General features: G+C 63.9%; 19 protein-coding genes. 4 read left to right on the top strand and 15 right to left on the bottom strand.

Annotation, left to right across the window (positions count from 1 at the left end):
- Nucleotides 1–50: 50 nt before the first annotated feature.
- Nucleotides 51–1196, bottom strand: coding sequence for a branched-chain amino acid ABC transporter substrate-binding protein (locus NCS67_RS13310; protein WP_008352302.1), 1146 nt, complete (start codon nt 1194–1196; stop codon nt 51–53).
- Nucleotides 1197–1735: 539 nt separating this feature from the next.
- Between NCS67_RS13310 and NCS67_RS13305 the strand changes: the two genes are divergently transcribed.
- Nucleotides 1736–2440 (top strand): dienelactone hydrolase family protein, encoded by a 705-nt coding sequence (locus NCS67_RS13305; RefSeq protein ID WP_008352303.1) that lies wholly within the window; start codon nt 1736–1738, stop codon nt 2438–2440.
- 41 nt (nt 2441–2481) lie between these two features.
- On the opposite strand, the gene NCS67_RS13300 is transcribed toward NCS67_RS13305, so the two are convergent.
- Nucleotides 2482–2667, bottom strand: a complete 186-nt coding sequence (locus tag NCS67_RS13300; RefSeq protein WP_008352305.1) for a hypothetical protein — start codon at nt 2665–2667, stop codon at nt 2482–2484.
- Nucleotides 2668–2893: 226 nt separating this feature from the next.
- The gene (locus NCS67_RS13295) at nt 2894–4120 is read right to left on the bottom strand and encodes an MFS transporter (protein WP_175979684.1); all 1227 of its coding nucleotides are present in this window, start codon (nt 4118–4120) and stop codon (nt 2894–2896) included.
- A gap of 324 nt (nt 4121–4444) precedes the next feature.
- Between NCS67_RS13295 and NCS67_RS13290 the strand changes: the two genes are divergently transcribed.
- The 3 genes from NCS67_RS13290 (at nt 4445) to NCS67_RS13280 (ending at nt 6628) form a co-directional block, all read left to right on the top strand.
- On the top strand, nt 4445–4657 hold the full coding sequence (locus NCS67_RS13290) for a hypothetical protein (protein ID WP_008352308.1): 213 nt from the start codon (nt 4445–4447) through the stop codon (nt 4655–4657).
- 34 nt (nt 4658–4691) lie between these two features.
- Complete coding sequence (locus NCS67_RS13285; protein ID WP_239294357.1) at nt 4692–5723, top strand: serine/threonine protein kinase; 1032 nt, start codon at nt 4692–4694, stop codon at nt 5721–5723.
- Nucleotides 5724–5899: 176 nt separating this feature from the next.
- Nucleotides 5900–6628, top strand: a complete 729-nt coding sequence (locus NCS67_RS13280; RefSeq protein ID WP_239294358.1) for a PepSY-associated TM helix domain-containing protein — start codon at nt 5900–5902, stop codon at nt 6626–6628.
- A 17-nt stretch (nt 6629–6645) separates the two neighbouring features.
- Here NCS67_RS13280 and NCS67_RS13275 read toward each other — a convergent pair whose 3' ends face one another.
- The 12 genes from NCS67_RS13275 to NCS67_RS13220 all read right to left on the bottom strand — a co-directional run bounded on the left by NCS67_RS13275 (nt 6646) and on the right by NCS67_RS13220 (nt 19790).
- A complete protein-coding gene (locus NCS67_RS13275; RefSeq protein WP_250435382.1) occupies nt 6646–7866 on the bottom strand; it encodes a PepSY-associated TM helix domain-containing protein in 1221 nt (406 codons plus the stop codon).
- Between the two features lie 127 nt (nt 7867–7993).
- A complete protein-coding gene (locus NCS67_RS13270; RefSeq protein WP_250435381.1) occupies nt 7994–9013 on the bottom strand; it encodes an XdhC family protein in 1020 nt (339 codons plus the stop codon).
- Nucleotides 8986–9531 (bottom strand): SRPBCC family protein, encoded by a 546-nt coding sequence (locus tag NCS67_RS13265; RefSeq protein ID WP_008352328.1) that lies wholly within the window; start codon nt 9529–9531, stop codon nt 8986–8988. The genes NCS67_RS13270 and NCS67_RS13265 overlap by 28 nt, the downstream gene beginning before the upstream one ends.
- Entirely contained in the window at nt 9522–10715 is a 1194-nt protein-coding gene (locus NCS67_RS13260) for a vWA domain-containing protein (protein ID WP_241814029.1), read from the bottom strand. Before NCS67_RS13260 ends, NCS67_RS13265 begins: the two co-directional genes overlap by 10 nt.
- A complete protein-coding gene (locus NCS67_RS13255) occupies nt 10712–11608 on the bottom strand; it encodes an AAA family ATPase (RefSeq protein ID WP_008352332.1) in 897 nt (298 codons plus the stop codon). The genes NCS67_RS13260 and NCS67_RS13255 overlap by 4 nt, the downstream gene beginning before the upstream one ends.
- A gap of 6 nt (nt 11609–11614) precedes the next feature.
- Nucleotides 11615–12415, bottom strand: a complete 801-nt coding sequence (locus NCS67_RS13250; protein WP_008352333.1) for an FAD binding domain-containing protein — start codon at nt 12413–12415, stop codon at nt 11615–11617.
- A 12-nt stretch (nt 12416–12427) separates the two neighbouring features.
- Entirely contained in the window at nt 12428–14809 is a 2382-nt protein-coding gene (locus NCS67_RS13245) for a xanthine dehydrogenase family protein molybdopterin-binding subunit (RefSeq protein ID WP_250435380.1), read from the bottom strand.
- Between the two features lie 57 nt (nt 14810–14866).
- Nucleotides 14867–15343, bottom strand: a complete 477-nt coding sequence (locus tag NCS67_RS13240) for a (2Fe-2S)-binding protein (protein ID WP_008352336.1) — start codon at nt 15341–15343, stop codon at nt 14867–14869.
- A 226-nt stretch (nt 15344–15569) separates the two neighbouring features.
- The gene (gene bcaP / locus NCS67_RS13235; RefSeq protein ID WP_284504084.1) at nt 15570–16991 is read right to left on the bottom strand and encodes a branched-chain amino acid transporter BcaP; all 1422 of its coding nucleotides are present in this window, start codon (nt 16989–16991) and stop codon (nt 15570–15572) included.
- A 157-nt stretch (nt 16992–17148) separates the two neighbouring features.
- Nucleotides 17149–17802, bottom strand: coding sequence for a response regulator transcription factor RqpR (rqpR, locus tag NCS67_RS13230; protein WP_008352341.1), 654 nt, complete (start codon nt 17800–17802; stop codon nt 17149–17151).
- A 10-nt stretch (nt 17803–17812) separates the two neighbouring features.
- Nucleotides 17813–18676: a sensor histidine kinase gene (locus tag NCS67_RS13225; RefSeq protein ID WP_250435379.1), complete on the bottom strand. Its 864-nt coding sequence runs from the start codon at nt 18674–18676 to the stop codon at nt 17813–17815.
- A gap of 343 nt (nt 18677–19019) precedes the next feature.
- Complete coding sequence (locus NCS67_RS13220) at nt 19020–19790, bottom strand: ferredoxin--NADP reductase (protein WP_250435378.1); 771 nt, start codon at nt 19788–19790, stop codon at nt 19020–19022.
- Nucleotides 19791–19898: the final 108 nt, after the last annotated feature.

Below are 19898 nucleotides of genomic sequence, written 5' to 3'. Positions count from 1 at the left end.
GTCCTTTCGGAACCGCGCGCTTCTCTTGACTTCGAGAAGTCCGAAGGAAATTACATCTTCACGACGTCGAGCAGCGTCTTCTTGCCGCCCTTGTAGTTGTACAGCGAGATCACGCCGTGCTTCAGATCGCCCTTCGAATCGAAGGTCGTCTCGCCGATCACGCCCTTGTAGTCCGTGTTCGGCATCGCGGCGACGATCTTCGCCGGATCGGTCGAGTTGGCGCGCTTCATCGCGTCGACGATGATGTACACCGCGTCATACGTGAACGGCGCGTAGATCTGGATCGGCTGGCCGAAGCGCTTCTGGAACTTCTCCGCGAACTGCTTGCCGCCGTCCATCTTCTCGAGCGCCATGCCCGCTTCCGAGCACACGACGTTGTCGGTCGCATCGCCTGCGAGATCCGACAGCTTTTCGGTACAGACGCCGTCGCCCGCGAGAACCTTGGCGCGCAGGCCGAGCTGCTTGGCTTGCTTGGCGAACGGGCCGCCGGTTGCGTCCATGCCGCCGTACATCACGGCGTCGGGGTTCTCACCCTTGATCTTCGTCAGAATCGCGCGGAAGTCGACGGCCTTGTCGTTGGTCGCGTCGTGCGAGATCACCTTCAGGCCGAGCGACTTGGCGGTCTTTTCGAACTCGTTCGCGAGACCCTGGCCGTATGCCGTCGAGTCGTCCACCACGGCGACGCTCTTCACCTTCAGGTTCTTCGCGGCGTAGTTGGCGAGCGCCGGACCTTGCTGCGCATCGGTCGCGACGACGCGGTACGTCGTCTTGAAGCCTTGCTGCGTGTAGGTCGGGTTCGTCGCCGACGGGGAAATCTGCACGATGCCCGCGTCGCTATAAATCTTCGACGCCGGGATCGACGTGCCGGAGTTCAGGTGACCGACGACGCCCACGACCTTGTCGTCGACCAGCTTCTGCGCGACTTGCGTCGCCGTGCGCGGGTCGGCCGCGTCGTCTTGCGCGTCGAGTTCGAGCGTGACCTTCTGGCCGTTGATCGTCAGGCCCTTGGCGTTGATCTCTTCGACTGCGAGCCGCGCGCCGTTTTCGTTATCCTTGCCCAGGTGAGCAATGCCGCCGGTCAGCGGAGCGACGTGACCGATCTTGACGACCTGGTCGGCTGCTGCGGACGTTGCCAGCGTCGCGAAGAGCACGGCTGCGGCGCTGATCGGCAACAGTTTGTGAAGCTTGGTGTTCATGTAAGTCTCCAGTTTCGGTCCCAAAAACAACGTAATCGCCCTGTGCCCCGTCTTTCATCACGATCGCTCAGTCCCGTGGACGACCACGCCGGATGCATCGTCATGCACTTGGCAAGTCCTTCCGGCAGGCCGTTCGTGGCAGCCGCCATCCGCACTGCGCGCAAGTGTAGGGTTGTCAAATTAATTTAGGGAAGTTTTTTAAGATAGTGGTGTCACTACCAATTAACGGCCAGTTGTGATGCGCCGCCGTTTGTGGTGGCGTTCGCGTGAAGAAGCCCTGTGCATGCGGGTTTGCGCGACATCGGCGCGCAAAGGTTTGGCCGTCATTCGAGTCCGGCAGACGCGCGCCGATAATCCCTGCCCATCGGCACCATTAGCCTGTTTTTTAATGACTGTTTTTAGCTGGCGTTTAGATCGGCGCCTCTAAAAACCGGCTGCGCGTCAAAGCGCGTGCCAGAGGGCGCGCGGACGTTCAGGGCGACTGAAAGGGAAAGCTGGCAAACTCACACGCCTGCATTCCCACACACAAGGAGTTTGACGTGACCGTTTCCACGACTTCACGCTGGATCGACATTCCGGCCGATGGCGGCAGCTTCCAAGGCTATCTCGCGCTGCCGAAGACGGGCACCGGACCCGCCGTGATCATCCTGCAGGAGATCTTCGGCGTGAACGGCCACATTCGCAGCGTCGCGGATCAATACGCCGCCGATGGCTACGTCGCCCTCGCACCCGATGTTTTCTGGCGCACGCAGCCGCGCGTCGAGCTGGGTTACGAAGGCGCGGATCGCGAAAAGGCGATGGAACTGCTGCAAAAGACCAAGCTCGATGCCGCTGTCGCGGACGTCGGCGCGGCTGCGAAAGCGCTGCGCGCGCTGCCCGAAGTGACGGGCAAGATCGCGGCGATCGGCTATTGCTTCGGCGGCCGGCTCGCGTATCTCGCGGCGGCCGAGGGTTCGGTGGATACGGCGGTGGCCTATTACGGCGGCGGCATTCAGAACGCGCTCGACAAGGCCGATCAGGTCAAGGTGCCGATGCAGTTCCATTACGGCGAACTCGACGCGCACATTCCCGCCGATGCCGTCGATGCCGTCCGTCAGAAGTTCGCGGGCCGCGAGGATTCGGAACTGTATGTCTACGCGCAAGCCGACCACGGCTTCAACTGCGGCGATCGCGCGTCGTATAACGGGAAGGCGTCGGCGCTCGCGCACGGACGCACGCTGACCTTCCTCGGCGCTCATCTGTAATAGAAGCACCTTTCGCAAGCGCGCCCTGAACGGCGCGCTTGCTATATCAGCGCGGGCAATCCTTCGACGAGCAGAAAGGCGGCGAGCACACCGAGCAATGCGCCGAACACGCGCAGTACGTTGTTTCTCAGATGCGTCGCGCAGGGAATGGCCCCGAGGAACAGCGCGCCAGCGAGCGCCATCGGGATGATCAGAATGAAGTCGCCGATCGTGAAATACGTCGTCATGGTGCGTCTCCCATCGTCCTGCTTCTGGCTTTATCGTCGCGTGTGAAAAGCTGCATCGACGATTCGAGTATAGGCCGCGCCAACGAAGGCGTTAGCCCAACTTCGTGCGACGGCAAACCACGAAAACGTACGAAAGCCTTGCGCGACAAGGACTTGCAGGCACCTATTTTTAAGCGGACGCGGAAAAACCCTTAGCTTCGGCTTATTTCAATCGGCTTTCGATTGTTCAGACGACAGCGTGCTCGCGCCGGTTCAGATGCACCGCGCCCGCAATCCCGACGAGCAGCAGCGCGCCGATCAGCCCGGCGACGCCCTTCCATCCGAATGCGGTCCAGAAGTGTCCGCCGTACGATCCGATCAGACTCGACCCTATGTAATACGCGAGCAGATAGAGCGCGGCCGCCTGGCCTTTCGCTTGCATCGCGAGCCGTCCGACCCAGCCGCTCGCGACCGAGTGCCCTGCGAAGAAGCCGAACGTCAGGCACGCGATACCCGCAATGATCACCGGCAGCGCGTTCGACAAGGTCAACGCGATGCCGAGCATCATCAGCACCAGGCTTGCGATCAGCACGCGGCCGCGCCCGAAGACATCGGCCATCTTGCCGGACCACGGCGACGCGACCACGCCCGTCAAATACACGCTGAAGATCGCGCCGATCTGCGTCTGATTCAGTTCGAACGGCGCGCCCAGCAACCGATATCCGACGTAGTTGTAGAGCGTGACGAAACTGCCCATCAGCACGAAGCCGATGAGAAACAGAAACGGCAAACCGCGATGCCGCAGATGCCCGCCGAGCGAGCGCCGATGATGCGCGAACCCGACGCCGCGCCGCGGCTTGAAGCGTCGCGACGGCGGCAGCAGCGAGCGGAACGCGAGCGTGGCGAGCAGACCCAGCAGCCCGATTCCGCCGATCGCAACGCGCCAGCCGAAAAGATCCGCGAGGATGCCGCTGATCACGCGCCCGGCCATGCCGCCGATGGCCGTCCCGCCGACGTAGAGTCCCATCGCGAGACCGAGGCCTTCGGGATGCACTTCCTCCGCGAGATACGCCATCGCGACCGCGGGCACGCCGCCGAGCGCGAAGCCTTCGAGCGCGCGCACGACGAGCAGCGCGTGCCAGTCCGGCAGCACGGCGGCGATCACCGTCAGCACCGACGACGCGAGCAGCGAAAGCGTCATCAGCCGATGACGGCTCCAGCTTTCCGAGACGAATCCCGCGATGAAGATGGCGATCGCCAACGCCGCCGTGCTCACCGACACCGCGAGCGCGCTGACCGCCGGACTGACGCCGAACGCCTTCGTGAACTCGGGAAGCAACGGCTGCACGCAGTAGAGCAGCGAAAAAGTCGCATAACCGGCGAACAGCAACGCGAGCGAAGCACGCCAATAGGCGCGCGAGCCGCGTTCGAGATACGGAGCGGCATCGGCGGCCCGGTTTGCGTTAGCATCCACGAATGAAGTCTCTGCTGAAAAAACTCTCGACGATACGCCGATCCTCAGGGTTTTGCCTGATAAGCAAGCCGCGATCCGGCCACGTAGCCCATTAATTGCTGCTATTCGTCTGCGATCGGCAACATAACGAAGCGAATGGCGTCGCGCCGACGCGCCGCCATGCGCTAAAGTTAGAGCACAATCGTTCATGAAAGCCGCGCGTGTCGCGCTTCCCGCAACAGCGACGCGGCGATTGTCTGGTGCACGAGCCGTGAAAAGCCTGTGCTTGGTGAAAACATATGACCGGCGCTTCAATCCCAGCCGGCGTTGAAACGGGGATTCATCATGCAAATCGGTTCGATTGTCCGCTCCGTGCATATTGCCGTGCCTCAGGGCGCGCGCGGCATCGTGATGCGCATTCTCGGCGACATGGCCATGGTCGCCTGGTACGCGGGCGAGCCTGGCGTAACCAAACTGCTCAATACCGAGCCGTTCTTTCTCGAAGACCTGATCGATACGGGCGATGTCGTGCGCCCGTCGAACACGGTCGTGCACTGAGAAGCGACGCGCCGCATTGCGGCACAATGCCGGGATGAACTCGATCCATCCCGACTCCCAGGGCGCGCCCGCCGACGACGCGCCGCCCTTCTCCGGCCTCACGCCCGATTGCGTACTCGATGCAGTCGACCGCGTGCTGATGCCCGCAGGCGCGCGTACCGATGGCCGCCTGCTGCCGCTCAACAGCTACGAAAACCGCGTCTATCAGGTGGGCGTCGAGGACGGCGCACCGATCGTCGCGAAGTTCTATCGGCCGAAACGATGGTCGAATGCGGCGATTCTCGAAGAGCACGCGTTCGTCGCGAGTCTCGTCGCGCGTGAGATTCCGGCCGTACCCGCGCGCGCGCTCGATGGCACGACGCTGCACGAATTCGACGGCTTTCGCTTCTCCATCTTCGAGCGGCGCGGCGGACGCGCGCCCGACCTCGATCGCAGCGACACGCTCGAATGGCTCGGGCGCTTCATCGGGCGGATTCACGCGGTGGGCGCGGTCGAGCCGTATCGCGAGCGGCCGACGCTCGATATCGACACTTTCGGCTATGAACCGCGCGAGTTCCTGCTGACGCACGGCTTCGTTCCCGCCGATGTGCGCGAAGCGTGGGAAGCCGTCGTGTCGATGGCGCTCGAAGGCGTCGCGCAATGTTTCGAGCGCGCGGGCGATGTGCGGCACGTGCGTCTGCACGGCGACTGTCATCCGAGCAACGTGCTGTGGACCGACGCGGGCCCGCATTTCGTCGATTTCGACGACAGCCGCATGGGCCCGGCCATTCAGGACTTGTGGCTGCTCTTGCCCGCCGGACGCGCGGATGCATCGCGCGCGCTCACCGATCTGCTCGCCGGTTACGAAGATTTTTGCGAGTTCGATCCGCGCGAACTGCATCTCATCGAAGCGCTGCGCACGCTGCGGCTGATTCATTATTCGGCGTGGCTCGCGCGCCGCTGGAACGATCCGGCGTTCCCCGCCGCCTTCCCGTGGTTCAACACGCAACGTTACTGGGAAGACCGAATCCTCGAATTGCGCGAGCAAGTCGGCGCGATGCAGGAAGGCCCGCTTTGGCCCGTTTGAAATTTTTTGTGACATTCGCGGACTGTCAGGCGATCGCGAAGCGTTGAAAAGCGCTTTTCGGCATGTAATGATAACAATTCTCATTTGCCCGCCTGACATCGATCGCCGCGCGCGCGTGCGCGTTTAGCGATCGGGGCGCGGCTTTGCCTGCCAACGCCCGAATTCTGGAGAGACGCGTGAACGCGCCTGAAACCCTCAATACGCCGCCGTCCGCGACGGGCGGCTCGACGCATTACCGTCCGCATGGGCGTCTCATCGACGATGCCGAGCAGATCGTCCGCAAGAATCGCTCGCGCCGCTCGACCTTCCTGAAGTGGCTGCGCAAGGTGCATGGCTGGGTCGGCTTGTGGGGTGCGCTGCTGGGCCTGCTGTTCGGCGCGACGGGTTTTCTGCTGAATCACCGCGCGCCGCCGCTGCGCATTTCGACCGGCGAGCCGCAGGTTTCGCAGATGCAGATGCCGCTGCCCGCCGAAGGCTTCAAGTCGCCGCGCGACATGGGCGCGTGGCTGAAGAAGGAACTGAAGATCGACGGCAATCTCGGACGCGCGCGCAAGGAACCGGCGCATCCGGTCGGCTGGGGCGACAAGAGCACGATGCAGCCGGAACAATGGTCGGTGATGGTGGCATCGCCGGGCGGCAGCGTGATGGCGGAGTACTGGGTCGGCAACAATTTCGTGTCGGTGAAGCGCACCGAAAACACCTTCCTCGCGATGATGACCAACCTGCACAAGGGCGTTGGCCTAAGCGTGGGCTGGGTGCTGCTCATCGATACGTTCGCGGGCAGCATCATCCTGCTGTCGCTTACCGGCGTGCTGCTGTGGACCGAGCTGAACAAGAAGCGCACGGCGGGCGTGGTGATCGTGGCGGCGTCGCTGATTGCGGCGATTGTTTGCGGGTTGATTTGAGGGATTCGGGACGTCCATCACGCGGCCGACGTCCCCTTCCCCTTCCGCGGGTTATGCCGCGTCAGCCACAAATAAAGCCCGCTCCCGAGCACGACGATCGTCAGCACATCGAACGCGGCCCAGAAAATCTTCAGCGGCATGCCGCCGAAATCGCCGAAATGCAGCGGCTGCGAGCCGAGCAGCACCTTCAGATACCACGGCAACTCGCGTGAATCGGTGAGCGCGCCCGTCGATGCATCGACGAGCACAGGTCGCATGATCCGCGTCGTCAGAATGCCGTCACCGCGCATCCACACGGCATAGTGATGCGGGCTCGCGAAGCGCGTCCCCGGAAACGCGACGAACGACGGAATCATCTCGGGCGCGACGCGTTGCGCTGTCTTCACGGCATCGTCGATGGAAGCGCGCACGACGACCGGCGGCTTGTCACGATACGGCGCGACCATCTGCGCGAGCTGATCGTTGCGCCATGCTTCGAGCATGAGATCGGCGAGCGTGTTGATCGAACCCGTCGCGCCGACGAGCAACGCCCACGCGAGCGTCAACATGCCGATGGCGTTATGCCAGTCGAGCCACACGATCCGCCGCTTCTTCTTCAGGCGCACGCGCCCGAGCCCGACCTTTCGCCAGAACGGCAGATACACGACGATGCCCGACACGATCGCCGCGAGAAACACGACGCCCATCGCGCCGAGAAAGAGCTTGCCGAAGAGCCCGGCGAACATGTCGACGTGCAACTTCAGCAGCACGAACTTGAGCGAGCCTTTGCCGGGCGGCATGCCGAGGGGCTGGGCGGTGCGCGCATCGACGGTCGTACTGAGCGTATCGTCGGGCGGCGTGTCGGCTTTCGGCGCGGTGACGACGACCGGCAAAAGCGGATCGTCCGGCTCCCAGATCATGTATTGCGGCACATGGCCCGGATGCTCGCTCAGCGCCGCGCGCAACACCGCGTCGTAGCTCGCGCGCGCATTCGCCTGCGATGCAGGCAGCGCTGGCGCTTCGATCGCATCGCCGGTGAGGATGTCGAGTTCGTGGCCGAACACGAGCGGCAAGCCGGTCAGACACAGCAGCAACATGAACGCCGTGCAGACGAGACTCGTCCACCGATGCACGATCGACCATACGCGCAGCGCGCGCTGGCTGATGTGGCGCTTGTTCGCGGACGAGCGCGAGTCGGGCGATGCATCGGCGCGGGCGGCTGCGCGCTGGTCATCGCCGGTCAAAAACTTGCCGGGCATTCGACTAAATCGTTGAGCTGAAAGGGAAACGGCTGCGCGTCAGCCGAAGCCGGCCACGCAAATGAGAATGATTATTATATAGCCGTCGCGCCCGTCCGGGCCGCGTTTCGTCAGGATTTTGTAATAATCAGACGCCGCAGACTTCGCCTTTTCCGGCAACCTCGCGCGCCGCTTTCGCGCCTTCCACCTGCAACAGTTCGGGCAACGACACGCCGTTCTTCGCCGCCGTGACTTCCGCGAGAATCGACACCGCGATTTCCGGCGGCGTCCGGCTGCCGATATAAATGCCTACCGGCCCATGCAACCGCGCCAGTTCGGCCTCGCTGAGATCGAACTCCTTCAGACGCTCGCGCCGCGCCGCGTTGTTGCGCCGCGAACCGAGCGCGCCGACGTAGAACGCGGGCGTCTTCAGCGCTTCCATCAGCGCGAGATCGTCGAGCTTCGGATCGTGCGTGAGGGCGATGACCGCGCAGCGTTCGTCGAGCTTCATCTCCATGACCGTGTCGTCGGGCATGGTTCGCACGATCGTCGTGCCGGGCACATTCCACTCTTCCGTGTATTCCTCGCGCGGATCGCACACGGTCACCTGATAATCCAGCCCGACCGCGATACTGCACAGATAGCGCGACAACTGCCCCGCGCCGATCACGAGCATCCGGTAACGCGGGCCGTGAATCGTCAGCAGATGCGCGTCGTCGAAGAGCACGCCGTCGGTGGCCTGCGCCGGTTCGAGGCGCGCCGCGCCCGTGGCCATGTCGAGCGTGCGCGCGACGAGCTTGCCGCTTTCCACCGCCGCGCACAATTCCGAGACGCCGCTTTCCATCGTCAGCGGCTCCAGCACGAGCTGGATCGTGCCGCCGCACGGCAAGCCGAAGCGATGCGCCTCTTCCGCGCTGATGCCGTACTTCACCGCTTCCGGCTTCGTCTGCTCGATGCCCCGCTGCCGCACGCGATCGATGAGATCGTCCTCGATGCATCCTCCCGACACCGAACCGACGACGTGGCCATCGTCACGCACGGCGAGCATCGCGCCTTCGGGTCTCGGCGACGAGCCCCATGTCTTCACGACCGTCACGAGCAGCACGCGATGTCCCTCTTCGAGCCATCGCGCGCTGTTCGTCAGGACTTCGAGATCCACGCTGTCCATGATTTCTTTCCCTTTTCCTTCTCTTCTGCGCCGCTTTCGTCTTGGTCGGCGGCTGCATCTTGCGATTCCTGGCCGCCTTGCAGCTGCGCGCTGAATCGCTTGAAGAATTCTCCCGCGATCTTGCGCGCCGCGCCGTCGACGAGCCGCGAGCCGATCTGCGCAAGCTTGCCGCCGACCTGCGCGTTTGCACTGTAACTGAGCTTCGTCGTGTCGGCTTCGTCGCCGGGTTCGAGGTTCACGGTCGCGCTGCCCTTGCTGAAGCCGGCCGCGCCGCCCTGCCCTTCGAAGACGATCGTGTAAGTATGCGGGGCGTCGATATTCGTCAGCTCCATTCTTCCCTTGAAGCGCGCTTTCACCGGACCGACCGCCGCCGTCATCGCGACGTTGTAGGCGTTCTCGCCATCGGCGTCGATGCTGTCGCAGCCCGGAATGCAGACCTTCAGGATCGACGTGTCGTTCAGCGCTTCCCACGCGCGCGCCTGCGGCACCGGCAACGTGTGTGTTTCGGTCAGTTCCATCTCGTGTCTCCAGTGTGCCGTGACAGCGCGGCCAGTTCGGCTCCGACCGCGCCGAGGCTGTCGAGGTTATGTGCCGCGAGCATTGCATCGACGTGTGGCAGGATCGCGCGCACGCCTCGCGCGCGCGGCGTGAAATCGGCGAAACGCAGCAGCGGATTGAGCCACACCAGCCGATGCGCGAAACGCCTGAGTCTTTGCATCTCGGCATCGAGCACGTCGATGGCTTCGTGATCGAGGCCATCGGTGACGAGCAGCACCGTCGCCCGACCGGCCAGCACACGCCGCGCCCAGCGCCGATTGAACTCCGCGAGCGTCGCGCCGATGCGCGTGCCGCCGGACCAGTCCGCGACGTTCTGTCCGAGTGCGGCAATGGCGACATCGGGATCGCGTTCGCGCAAGGCGCGCGTCGCGTTCGTGAGCCGCGTGCCGAACAGGAACACTTGCAGACGCTCGCGCGATTGCAATAGCGCGTGACAGAAGTAGAGCACGGCGCGCGAATACGCGCTCATCGAGCCGGAAATGTCGAGCAGCAACACGAGCGGCGGTCTGCGCTCGACCGCCGCGCGATATTTCCACACGGTCCAGTCGCCGCCCGAGCGCACGGCGTGTCGCGCGCTCGCTTTGAGATCGGCATGCGTGCCGCGCGAGCCCGCCTTCAGCCTGCGCGTCGGTTCCGTTGCGAGCGGCATCCGATGCGCGCGAATCTGATGCCGCAGCGTGCGCCATTCGTCGGCGCTGAGCGTGTCGAAATCGCGATGGCTCAAGCGTTCCTGCGCGCTGAACGTGATGCGCGCGTGCGCCTCTTCCGGCTTCGATTCCCGCGGCGGCGTTGTCGACGATGCCGCCGCGCGCGTCGCCAACGCATCGGCGAGACGGTTGTTGCGCTTCGGCGGCGGCATGCCGCTCTTCACCTTCGGCAGCAACAGCGCGCGCAGCTTGCCTTCCCAGTCGGGATCGCGCCAGAAAAGATCGAACGCCGCATCGAAGATGTCGCGTTCGTCGCTCGCGTGGACGAGCAAACACGCGAGCGTCGCGCGCACATCGTCGCGGCGATTCAGATCGACGAAGCGCAACGCGTCGAGCGCATCGACCGCGTGCGCCGGCGACATGCCGAGCCCCGCGCCGCGCAGAAGCCTCACGAAATGCACGACGTTGCGCGCGAACGGTTCCATCGTGGTCGTCATGGCGTGGCCGCGAGGCATTGCGCGAGCGTATCGGCGTCCATGCGCGCGAGATCGTCCTGATACTTCAACAGCACGCCGAGCGTGTTCTGCACCGATTGCGGATCCAGTTCCGTCACCGACAACGCCGCGAGCGCGCGGCACCAGTCGATCGTTTCCGCGACGCCCGGCGCCTTGAAGAGATCCAGCGTGCGCAGCTCGTGCACGAACGCGACGGCGCGCTGCTGCAACGCCTGCCCCGCTTCGGGCGCGCGCGCCGCGACGATCGCCAGTTCGACATCGCGCTGCGGATAGCCGATCCACTGATAGAGGCATCGCCGCTTCAACGCATCGTGGACTTCGCGCGTGCGGTTCGACGTCATCACGACGAGCGGCGGTTGCGCCGCGCGCACCGTGCCGTACTCCGGAATCGATACCTGAAAGTCCGACAGCAATTCGAGCAGAAACGCTTCGAACGGCTCGTCGGCGCGGTCGATTTCATCGATGAGCAGAACGCGGCGCGCGTCGGGATTCGACGCATCGGGCAGCAAGGCCTGAAGCAGCGGACGCTTCAGCAGAAACTCGCTGCGATACAGCGAATCGTTCGACGGCGTTTCGCCCGACGCCTCCGCGAGCCGCAGCGCCATGATCTGCCGCGGATAGTCCCACTCGTATAGCGCGCTCGCGGTATCGAGCCCTTCGTAGCATTGCAGGCGCAGCAGCGTCGTGCCGCACAAGCCCGCCGCCGCCTTCGCGAGTTCGGTCTTGCCGACGCCCGGCTCGCCTTCGAGGAAGAGCGGCCGCTGCATCTTCAGCGCGAGAAAAAGCGCCGTCGCGAGCTCGCGGTTCGCGAAATAGCGATGCTCGCGCAAGCGCGCGAGCGTCTCGTCGATGGATTGCGGCGCCTGTTCCGTCATCGCGGACTAGAACGACATCGCGCGCTCGATCGCGCGGCCCGCGAGCACCGGAATCAGATGCGCGCGATATTCGGCGCTCGCGTGCATGTCCGCGTTCAGCTCGTTGGGCGAGATCGTCACGCCGCGCGCCGATGCCACCGAAAAGTCCTTCGACAACGCCGCTTCCAGCTCCGCCGGACGAAACACCGAAGACGCCGCGCCCGTCACGCCGACGCGCACGCCGTCCTTGAACTTCGCGACGAACACGCCGACGAGCGCGAAGTGCGACGCGGGATTGCGAAACTTCTCGTAGCCCGCGCGCTCGGCCAGCGGAAACTCGACGGCCGTGATGAGCTCGTCGGGTTCGAGCGCGGTCGTGTACATGTCGATGAAGAAATCGTCCGCGGCGATGCGCCTTCTGTCGGTCACGACCGTCGCGTTCAGCGCGAGCACGGCTGACGGATAGCACGCCGCCGGATCGTCGTTGGCGAGCGAGCCGCCGATCGTGCCGCGCTCGCGAACCTGTCGATCACCGATGCGTCCCGCGAGATCCGCGAGCCCCGGCAGCGCGCGCTGCACATCCGCGTTCGATGCGACCGCCGCATGAGACACCGCGCCGCCGATCGTGAGCTTGTCGCCGTCGAGCGTGACGTTTTTCATCGACGCGATGCGCGTCACGTCGACGAGCGCCGAGGGCTGTGCGAGCCGCAGGCGCATCGTCGGCAAGAGGCTTTGGCCGCCCGCGAGGAACTTGGCGTCGCCGTTGGCGGAAAGCACCGCGACCGCCGCCTTCGCTTCGTCCGCTTTCTGATAGTCGAATGAGTACATTTGCCGGTCTCCTCAGGCGCGTTGAGCGTTATGCATCGCGGTCCACACGCGATGCGGCGTCGCGGGCATCTGCAAGTCCTTCACGCCGAGCGGCGCGAGCGCATCGAGAATCGCGTTGATGACCGCCGGCGGCGAACCGATTGCGCCCGCTTCGCCGCAGCCCTTCACGCCGAGCGGATTGTGCGTGCACGGCGTGCCCTTCGCGGTCTCGACGGTGAAGTTCGGCAGATCGCTAGCGTGCGGCATCGCGTAATCCATGAACGAGCCGGAGAGCAACTGGCCGGTGCTGTCATCGTAGACGCAGCGTTCGAGCATCGCCTGGCCGATGCCCTGCCCCAGCCCGCCATGCACTTGCCCTTCGACGATCATCGGATTGATGACGTTGCCGAAGTCATCGACGGCCGTGAACTTTTCGATGCGCGTTTCGCCGGTGTCCTGATCGACCTCGACTTCGCACACATACGCGCCCGACGGATACGTGAAGTTGGTCGGATCGTAGAACGCGTTTTCGTTGAGGCCCGGCTCCATGGTTTCGAGCGGGAAGTTGTGCGGCACGTACGCGGCGAGCGAGACGTCGACGAACGATTTCGTGCGATCGGTGCCCTTCACGCGGAACACGCCGTTGGTGAACTCGATATCTTCCGCCGACGCTTCCAGCAGATGCGCCGCGATCTTCTTCGCCTTCGCTTCGACTTTATCGAGCGCTTTCATGATCGCGGAGCCGCCGACCGAAATCGAACGCGAGCCGTACGTGCCCATGCCGAACGGGATGCGCCCCGTATCGCCGTGAATGATCTCGACGTTCTCGATCGCGATGCCGAGCCGGTCCGCGACCACTTGCGCGAACGTCGTTTCGTGGCCCTGTCCGTGACTGTGCGAACCGGTGAAGACGGTGACGGAGCCGGTCGGATGCACGCGCACTTCGCCCGCTTCGAAGAGACCCGCACGCGCACCGAGCGCGCCCGCCACGTTCGACGGCGCGAGCCCGCACGCTTCGATGTAGCACGAATAGCCGATGCCGCGCAGCTTGCCCTTCTGCTTCGATTCGTCGCGCCGTTTTGCGAAACCCGCGACATCCGCGAGTTCCAGCGCGCGATTCAGGCACGCGTCGTAATCGCCGATGTCGTACGTGAGACCGACCGGCGTCGCGTACGGAAACTCGCGGATGAAATTGCGCCGCCTCAATTCGACGGGATCGATATTCAGCTCGCGCGCCGCCGTCTCGACGAGCCGCTCGACGACATACGTCGCTTCCGGCCGGCCCGCGCCGCGATAGGCATCGACGGGCACCGTGTTCGTGAAGACCGCTTTCACTTCGGCGTAGATCGCGGGCGTCGTGTACTGGCCCGCGAGCAGCGTCGCGTAGAGCACGGTCGGAATCGACGATGCGAACGTCGACAGATACGCGCCCATGTTCGCCGTCGTATGCACGCGCATGCCGATGAACTTGTTGTCCTTGTCGAGCGCGAGTTCGGCCTTGGTCACATGATCGCGGCCGTGCGCGTCGGAGAGGAAGGCTTCGGAGCGCTCGGCCACCCACTTGATCGGACGCCCGACTTTCTTCGATGCCCACGTCAGCGCGACATCTTCCGGATACAGGAAAATCTTCGAGCCGAAGCCGCCGCCGACATCCGGCGCGATCACGCGCAGCTTCGATTCCGGCAGCGACAGCACGAACGCCGCCATCAGCAAGCGCTCGACGTGCGGGTTCTGATTCGCGACGTAGACCGTGTAGCTGTCGTCGTGCTTCGAATAGCTCGCGTTGACCGCGCGCGGCTCGATCGCGTTCGGCACGAGCCGCTGATTCACGATATCGAGCGTCGTGACGTGCGCGGCTTTCGCGAACGCGGCGTCGGTCGCGGCCTTGTCGCCGTGGCCCCAGTTGTAGCAGACGTTGTTCGGCACGCTGTCGTGCACGAGCGGCTGGCCCGCGTCCGATGCGCTCGCCGTATCGACCGTCGCGGGCAGTTCGTCGTAATCGACCTCGATGAGTTCGAGCGCGTCCTTCGCCTCCTTCACCGATTCGGCGACGACGAGCGCGACCTGATCGCCGACGTGCAACACCTTGTCGTGCGCGATGACGGGATGCGGCGGCTCGTGCATCGGCGAGCCGTCGGTGCTGTGGATGAGCCAGCCGCACGGCAGTCCGCCGACGTTTTCGCCCGCCATGTCCTTGCCGGTGAAGATGCCGATCACGCCCGGCGACTTCAGCGCCGCTTCCATATCGATGCGCGCGATCTTCGCGTGCGCGTGCGGCGAACGCAGGAACACGCCGTAGCTTTGCTGCGGCATGACGACGTCGTCGGTGTACTGGCCCGCGCCCGTCAGGAATCGATAGTCTTCCTTGCGCTTCACGCCAGCGCCGATCAGTTTCTGTTGCTCAGGGGCATTCATCGCGATCTCCTTGGTTAAAGGCGCGATACATCGTGTGGAATGTGGATTGACGCGGAATCAGGCGCCCGCTTTCATGTTTTGCGCGCCCTGCAAGACCGCCTTGACGATGTTGTGATAGCCCGTGCAGCGACACAGATTGCCGTCGAGCTGCTCGCGCACTTCTTCTTCGGAGAGATTCGGCGATTGCGCAGCCAGCGCGCTCGCGCTCATCACCATGCCCGGCGTGCAGAAGCCGCACTGAAGGCCGTGACATTCCCTGAACGCCGCCTGCATCGGATGAAGCTGGCCGTCTTTCGCCATGCCTTCGATGGTCGTGACTTCCATGCCGTCCGCCTGCGCGGCGAGGATGTTGCACGACTTGATCGCGCGGCCATCGAGATGGACGGTGCACGCGCCGCACTGCGCCGTGTCGCAGCCGATATGCGTGCCGGTAAGCCTGAGTTGATCGCGGAGAAACTGGACGAGCAGAACGTGCGGTTCGACGGTGGCGGTCACCGGTTTCCCATTGACCGTCAGGCTGATGCTGAGCGCCATTTTCACTGTCTCCTAAGTGAGGACGATCCAGCTTCACGCCACGCACCTGCCATCTGCCGCCGTGAGCGTTCAGCCGGAATTGGTGTTATGTGTTTGTGACAATGAGTAAAACACAAATCGGCGGGCGTCGCTATCGGCGCGAACGTCCGTCCCAAACTCAAGGTTTTGCCGCTGCAAATGCAAAGCGCCGCCTCGAGGGCGGCGCTTTTGTGTCGAGCAAGGACGCTCAGTGCGTCACGGTCTCTCGCTGCTCGTGCGTTCGACGTCCGAGCACCGAATGGCGTCGCGAGTACAGGAAATAGATCGCGAGGCCGATCACGAGCCACAGCACGAACGCGATCCACGTCATCGCCTGAAGATTGACCATCAGGAACAGACACGACGCCACCGCCAGAATCGGCACGACCGGCACGCCGGGGCAGCGGAACGCGCGCGGCAAGTCGGGATGCGTGCGGCGCAGGATCAGCACGGCGATGGAGACCATCGAGAACGCGGCGAGCGTGCCGATGTTGATGAGCTCGGCGAGCACGTTGAGCGGCACGAGCGCGCCGATCAGACCGAAGAAAATGCCGACGATCCACGTCGTGAGGAACGGCGTCGCGTAGCGCGGATGCACCTTCGAAAGCCGCGCGGGCAAGAGGCCGTCGCGCGACATCGCGTAGATGATGCGCGTCTGGCCGTAGCTCATCACGAGAATCACGGTGAGCATGCCGAGCACCGCGCCGAGATCGATGAAGCCCGCGACCCAGTTCTGACCCGCGACTTGCAGCGCGAACGACACCGGATGCGGATTGTTCGCGAACTGCGGCGCGGGCACGATGCCGGTCACGACGGCCGCGACCGCCACGTACAGCACGGCGCACACCGCGAGCGACGAGATGATGCCGATCGGCAGATCGCGCTTCGGGTTCTTCACTTCCTCGGCCGCCGACGACACCGAATCGAAGCCGATGAACGCGAAGAACATGACGGCCGCCGCGCCGAACACGCCGGACCAGCCGTTCGGCATGAACGGCTGCCAGTTTGCCGGCTTCACATGGAACACGCCGACCGCGATCACGAGCAGCACGATGGTCACTTTGATCGCGACCATGATGTTGTTCAGGCGCGTCGATTCCCTCACGCCGACCGAAAGCAGCCAGGTGATCGCCATCATCACGAGGAACGCGGGCAGGTTGAAGAACGTGACCTCGCCGGGCAACGCGCCGGGCGCGGCGGTGAGGGCGGTCGGCAGCGAGATGCCGAAGCCGGCGAGCAGCGACTGCAAGTAGCCCGACCAGCCGACCGAAACGGCGGACGTCGCGAGCCCGTATTCGAGCATCAGATCCCAGCCGATGATCCACGCGGCGAGTTCGCCGAGCGTCGCATACGAATACGTGTAGATGGAACCGGCGACCGGAATCGTCGACGAAAATTCCGCGTAGGCGAGGGCGGCGAAGCAGCACGCGATCGCCGCGATGATGAACGAAATCATGAGCGCCGGGCCGGCCTGGACGGCGCCGGTGCCGGTCAGCACGAAAATGCCCGTGCCGATGATCGCGCCGATTCCGAGGAACGTCAGATCCAGGGCGCCGAGCGTCTTTTTGAGCGATGTGCTGTGCGCGCCGGCCAGCATGTGCTCGATGTTTTTCTTGCGGAACAACGACATTGCGATGAGTCTCCTTCTGGCGCGCGCGAGCGGCCGTTACCTCGGGAAAACCCGATATTTTATCGGAGACTCAGAGATTGCCTATCCATTGAGCATGCAACGCAGAATTGCGGCAATTTGTTACGATCCACCCGTTTTATCTAGCACGAGATAAAACCTACCCGGCGATGGCGGGATTCATGTCGACGAGACGGTTGCTCATCACATAGAACGTAAGCTCTGCGTTGTTGGCGAGCTTCATTTTCTCCAGCAACCGCGCGCGATAAACACTTACGGTCTTAACCGAAAGCGATAAGGCGTTCGCGATATCAGTGAGCCGTTTTCCCGAAGCAAGCATGCACAGCGTCTGATATTCGCGGTCCGATAGCTTCTCGTGCGGCAACCGGTCCGTATCGAGCGAAACGTAGGTTGCGAGCGCTTCGGCCATTTCAGGGCTTACGTATTTTCGGCCTGCGGCGACTTGCTGAATCGCGCCGATCATCAGCGCGGGGTCCGCCGTCTTCGACAGATAGCCCGCCGCGCCCGCCTTCAACGCGCGCACCGCATATTGATCTTCGCGATACATCGAAAACATCAGCACCGGCAGACGCGGGCTTTCGCGCTTGAGACGCTTCAACACGTCGATGCCGTTGATGTCCGGCAGCGAGATGTCGAGCATCGCGACATCGAGCGGGCGACGCGCGGCGAGCGCGAGCGCCTGCATGCCGGTCTCGGCCTCCAGCACTTCGGATGCGACGCCGCGTTCCAGCAGCAATTGCGCGACGCCGCGGCGCACGATGCCGTGATCGTCGGCGAGCAGGATTCTGAGCATCGCGGCGGCCTCAGGCGTTGACCACGCTGAGCGTGAACAGGCCCGGACCCGCCGCAGCCCACGGGAAACGCGCGCGCACGCAAGTGCCGGCAGGCTTCGCCGCCGCGACGCGCAGATTGCCGCCGAGCGCCTCGCAGCGCGCGCGCATCCCGGAAAGGCCGAAGCGTCCGCTCTTGCGACGCGCCGCCGCGCTGATGCCGACGCCATCGTCTTCGACGAGCAGGATCACGCCTTGTCCGTCGAGCGCGACGGACACGCGCGCATGCCCGGCGTGCGCGTGACGCGCGACGTTGCCGAGCGCTTCCTGCATCACGCGAAAGAGCGCGAGCGACATGTCGTGCGACATGCGATCGAGACGCGCATCGTCGGGGCAGGAGAAATCGACGGCGATCGCCGTGCGCGCGCCGAAATCCGCGATCCAGCCGGCCAGCGTGGCGGCGAAGTTGGCATCGAAAGTCGGCGTCTGCAATCCCTCGACGATGCGATGACTCGTCTCGCAGACATCCGCGAGCGCCGCGCGCGCCTGATGCAGCGCGTCGTCGAGCGCGGCGGGCGCATCGGCGGGCAGCCAGTGCTCGGCGCGAGCGAGCGCGATATTCGCGACGGTGAGCGCGGCGCCGCTCGCGTCGTGCAGGTCTTGCGCGAGCGCCTGACGCGCGCGCTCTTCGGTGGCGGCGAGCAGCGCGGCGAGTTCCTGGACGCGGGCGGTGAGACGCTGAATCTGACGGTCGCCCTTGAGCTTGGCGTCGATCAGCGCGGAATAGGGTGAGGCAAACGACGCGCCGGAGCATTCCGGCGACGGTGACGGAACCGCGCGCAGCGGAGCGCGGCGAATCGGGTTCTCATCGAGCGTGATCGTGGCCGACGGGTTCATTCACTATCCTCGCTTCGAGCGCAACTGGAGCTACGTCCTCGGGTAACTCACGAGCGGCGTAACCGAATTTACACTCAGTAACATCGTTGACGGACTACGGGATGGCCTGCGCCGTCAAAAAGTAAACGCATCATATCTCAAAAAAATGATAAATCCATGTCGCGCAAGGCTTCGGCGGTCGAACTTCATGTCGTTTGCCAAGTCCGCTGCGCATAATGCGTAGGAAAAAGACCTACGGACCGTGGTCAATTTGTAACAGCGACGCGCGTATGGTGATTTCGTCGAGGCGAAAAAAAACCGGAGCGCGAGGCTCCGGTTTGTGCAATCGCGACGTCGAGACAGCTTATCCGACGAACGCCTTTTCCACGACGTAGTGGCCAGGATGGCTGTTGCTGCCTTCCTGGAAGCCCATCGCGTCGAGCAGTTCGCGCGTGTCGCGCAGCATGTGCGGGCTACCGCAGAGCATCACGCGGTCGTTTTCGACCGAGAACGGCTCGACCGAGAGATCGGCGAACAGCTTCTTGGTCTCGATCAGATCGGTGATGCGACCACGGTTCGCGAACTCCTCGCGCGTGACCGTCGGGTAATAGACGAGCTTTTCGGACACGATTTCGCCGATATGCTCATGCGCCGGCAAGTGCTCGGTGATGAAATCCTTGTACGCGAGTTCGTCGACGAAACGGCACGTGTGCGTCAGCACGATCTTCTCGTAGCGGTCGTAGACGTCCGGGTCCTTGATGATCGACATGAACGGCGCGAGGCCCGTGCCGGTCGACAGCAGCCACAGCGTCTTGCCGGGCAGCAGATTGTCGGCGACGAGCGTGCCCGTCGGCTTCTTGCCGATCAGCACGGAATCGCCCACTTTCAGATGTTGCAGGCGCGAGGTCAGGGGGCCGTCCGGAACCTTGATGCTCAGAAATTCGAGATGCTCTTCGTAGTTCGCGCTCGCGAGGCTGTACGCGCGCAGAAGCGGCTTGCCGTCGACTTCGAGACCTACCATCGTGAACTGGCCGTTCTCGAAGCGGAACGAGCTGTCGCGGGTGCAGGTGAAACTGAAAAGCGTGTCGGTCCAGTGATGGACGCTCAGAACGGTTTGAGAATTAAGGTTGCTCATGGCTTCTTGAACTGTGCTCTAACTGTGCGAAAGCGGTGACGCTCTGACGCTCGCGCCTGGCTGGCGGCGGATGCCACGCCGGGCCGATGTCGAAAACAAAGCGCGCTA

The organism is Caballeronia sp. ATUFL_F2_KS9A, assembly GCF_023630765.1.
Taxonomy (GTDB): Bacteria; Pseudomonadota; Gammaproteobacteria; order Burkholderiales; family Burkholderiaceae; genus Caballeronia; species Caballeronia zhejiangensis.
The sequence above is the reverse complement of the archived record's forward strand: the minus strand, read 5'-3'. Positions and strand labels throughout refer to the sequence as shown.

Bases quoted from the DNA above. Each gene is read 5' to 3' on its own strand.
- NCS67_RS13310 (WP_008352302.1), bottom strand. From the start codon at position 1,196: ATGAACACCAAGCTTCACAAACTGTTGCCGATCAGCGCCGCAGCCGTG.
- NCS67_RS13300 (WP_008352305.1), bottom strand. From the start codon at position 2,667: ATGACGACGTATTTCACGATCGGCGACTTCATTCTGATCATCCCGATG.
- NCS67_RS13290 (WP_008352308.1), top strand. From the start codon at position 4,445: ATGCAAATCGGTTCGATTGTCCGCTCCGTGCATATTGCCGTGCCTCAG.
- NCS67_RS13285 (WP_239294357.1), top strand. From the start codon at position 4,692: ATGAACTCGATCCATCCCGACTCCCAGGGCGCGCCCGCCGACGACGCG.
- NCS67_RS13275 (WP_250435382.1), bottom strand. From the start codon at position 7,866: ATGCCCGGCAAGTTTTTGACCGGCGATGACCAGCGCGCAGCCGCCCGC.
- NCS67_RS13270 (WP_250435381.1), bottom strand. From the start codon at position 9,013: ATGGACAGCGTGGATCTCGAAGTCCTGACGAACAGCGCGCGATGGCTC.
- NCS67_RS13265 (WP_008352328.1), bottom strand. From the start codon at position 9,531: ATGGAACTGACCGAAACACACACGTTGCCGGTGCCGCAGGCGCGCGCG.
- NCS67_RS13260 (WP_241814029.1), bottom strand. From the start codon at position 10,715: ATGACGACCACGATGGAACCGTTCGCGCGCAACGTCGTGCATTTCGTG.
- NCS67_RS13255 (WP_008352332.1), bottom strand. From the start codon at position 11,608: ATGACGGAACAGGCGCCGCAATCCATCGACGAGACGCTCGCGCGCTTG.
- NCS67_RS13250 (WP_008352333.1), bottom strand. From the start codon at position 12,415: ATGTACTCATTCGACTATCAGAAAGCGGACGAAGCGAAGGCGGCGGTC.
- NCS67_RS13245 (WP_250435380.1), bottom strand. From the start codon at position 14,809: ATGAATGCCCCTGAGCAACAGAAACTGATCGGCGCTGGCGTGAAGCGC.
- NCS67_RS13240 (WP_008352336.1), bottom strand. From the start codon at position 15,343: ATGGCGCTCAGCATCAGCCTGACGGTCAATGGGAAACCGGTGACCGCC.
- bcaP (WP_284504084.1), bottom strand. From the start codon at position 16,991: ATGTCGTTGTTCCGCAAGAAAAACATCGAGCACATGCTGGCCGGCGCG.
- rqpR (WP_008352341.1), bottom strand. From the start codon at position 17,802: ATGCTCAGAATCCTGCTCGCCGACGATCACGGCATCGTGCGCCGCGGC.
- NCS67_RS13225 (WP_250435379.1), bottom strand. From the start codon at position 18,676: ATGAACCCGTCGGCCACGATCACGCTCGATGAGAACCCGATTCGCCGC.
- NCS67_RS13220 (WP_250435378.1), bottom strand. From the start codon at position 19,790: ATGAGCAACCTTAATTCTCAAACCGTTCTGAGCGTCCATCACTGGACC.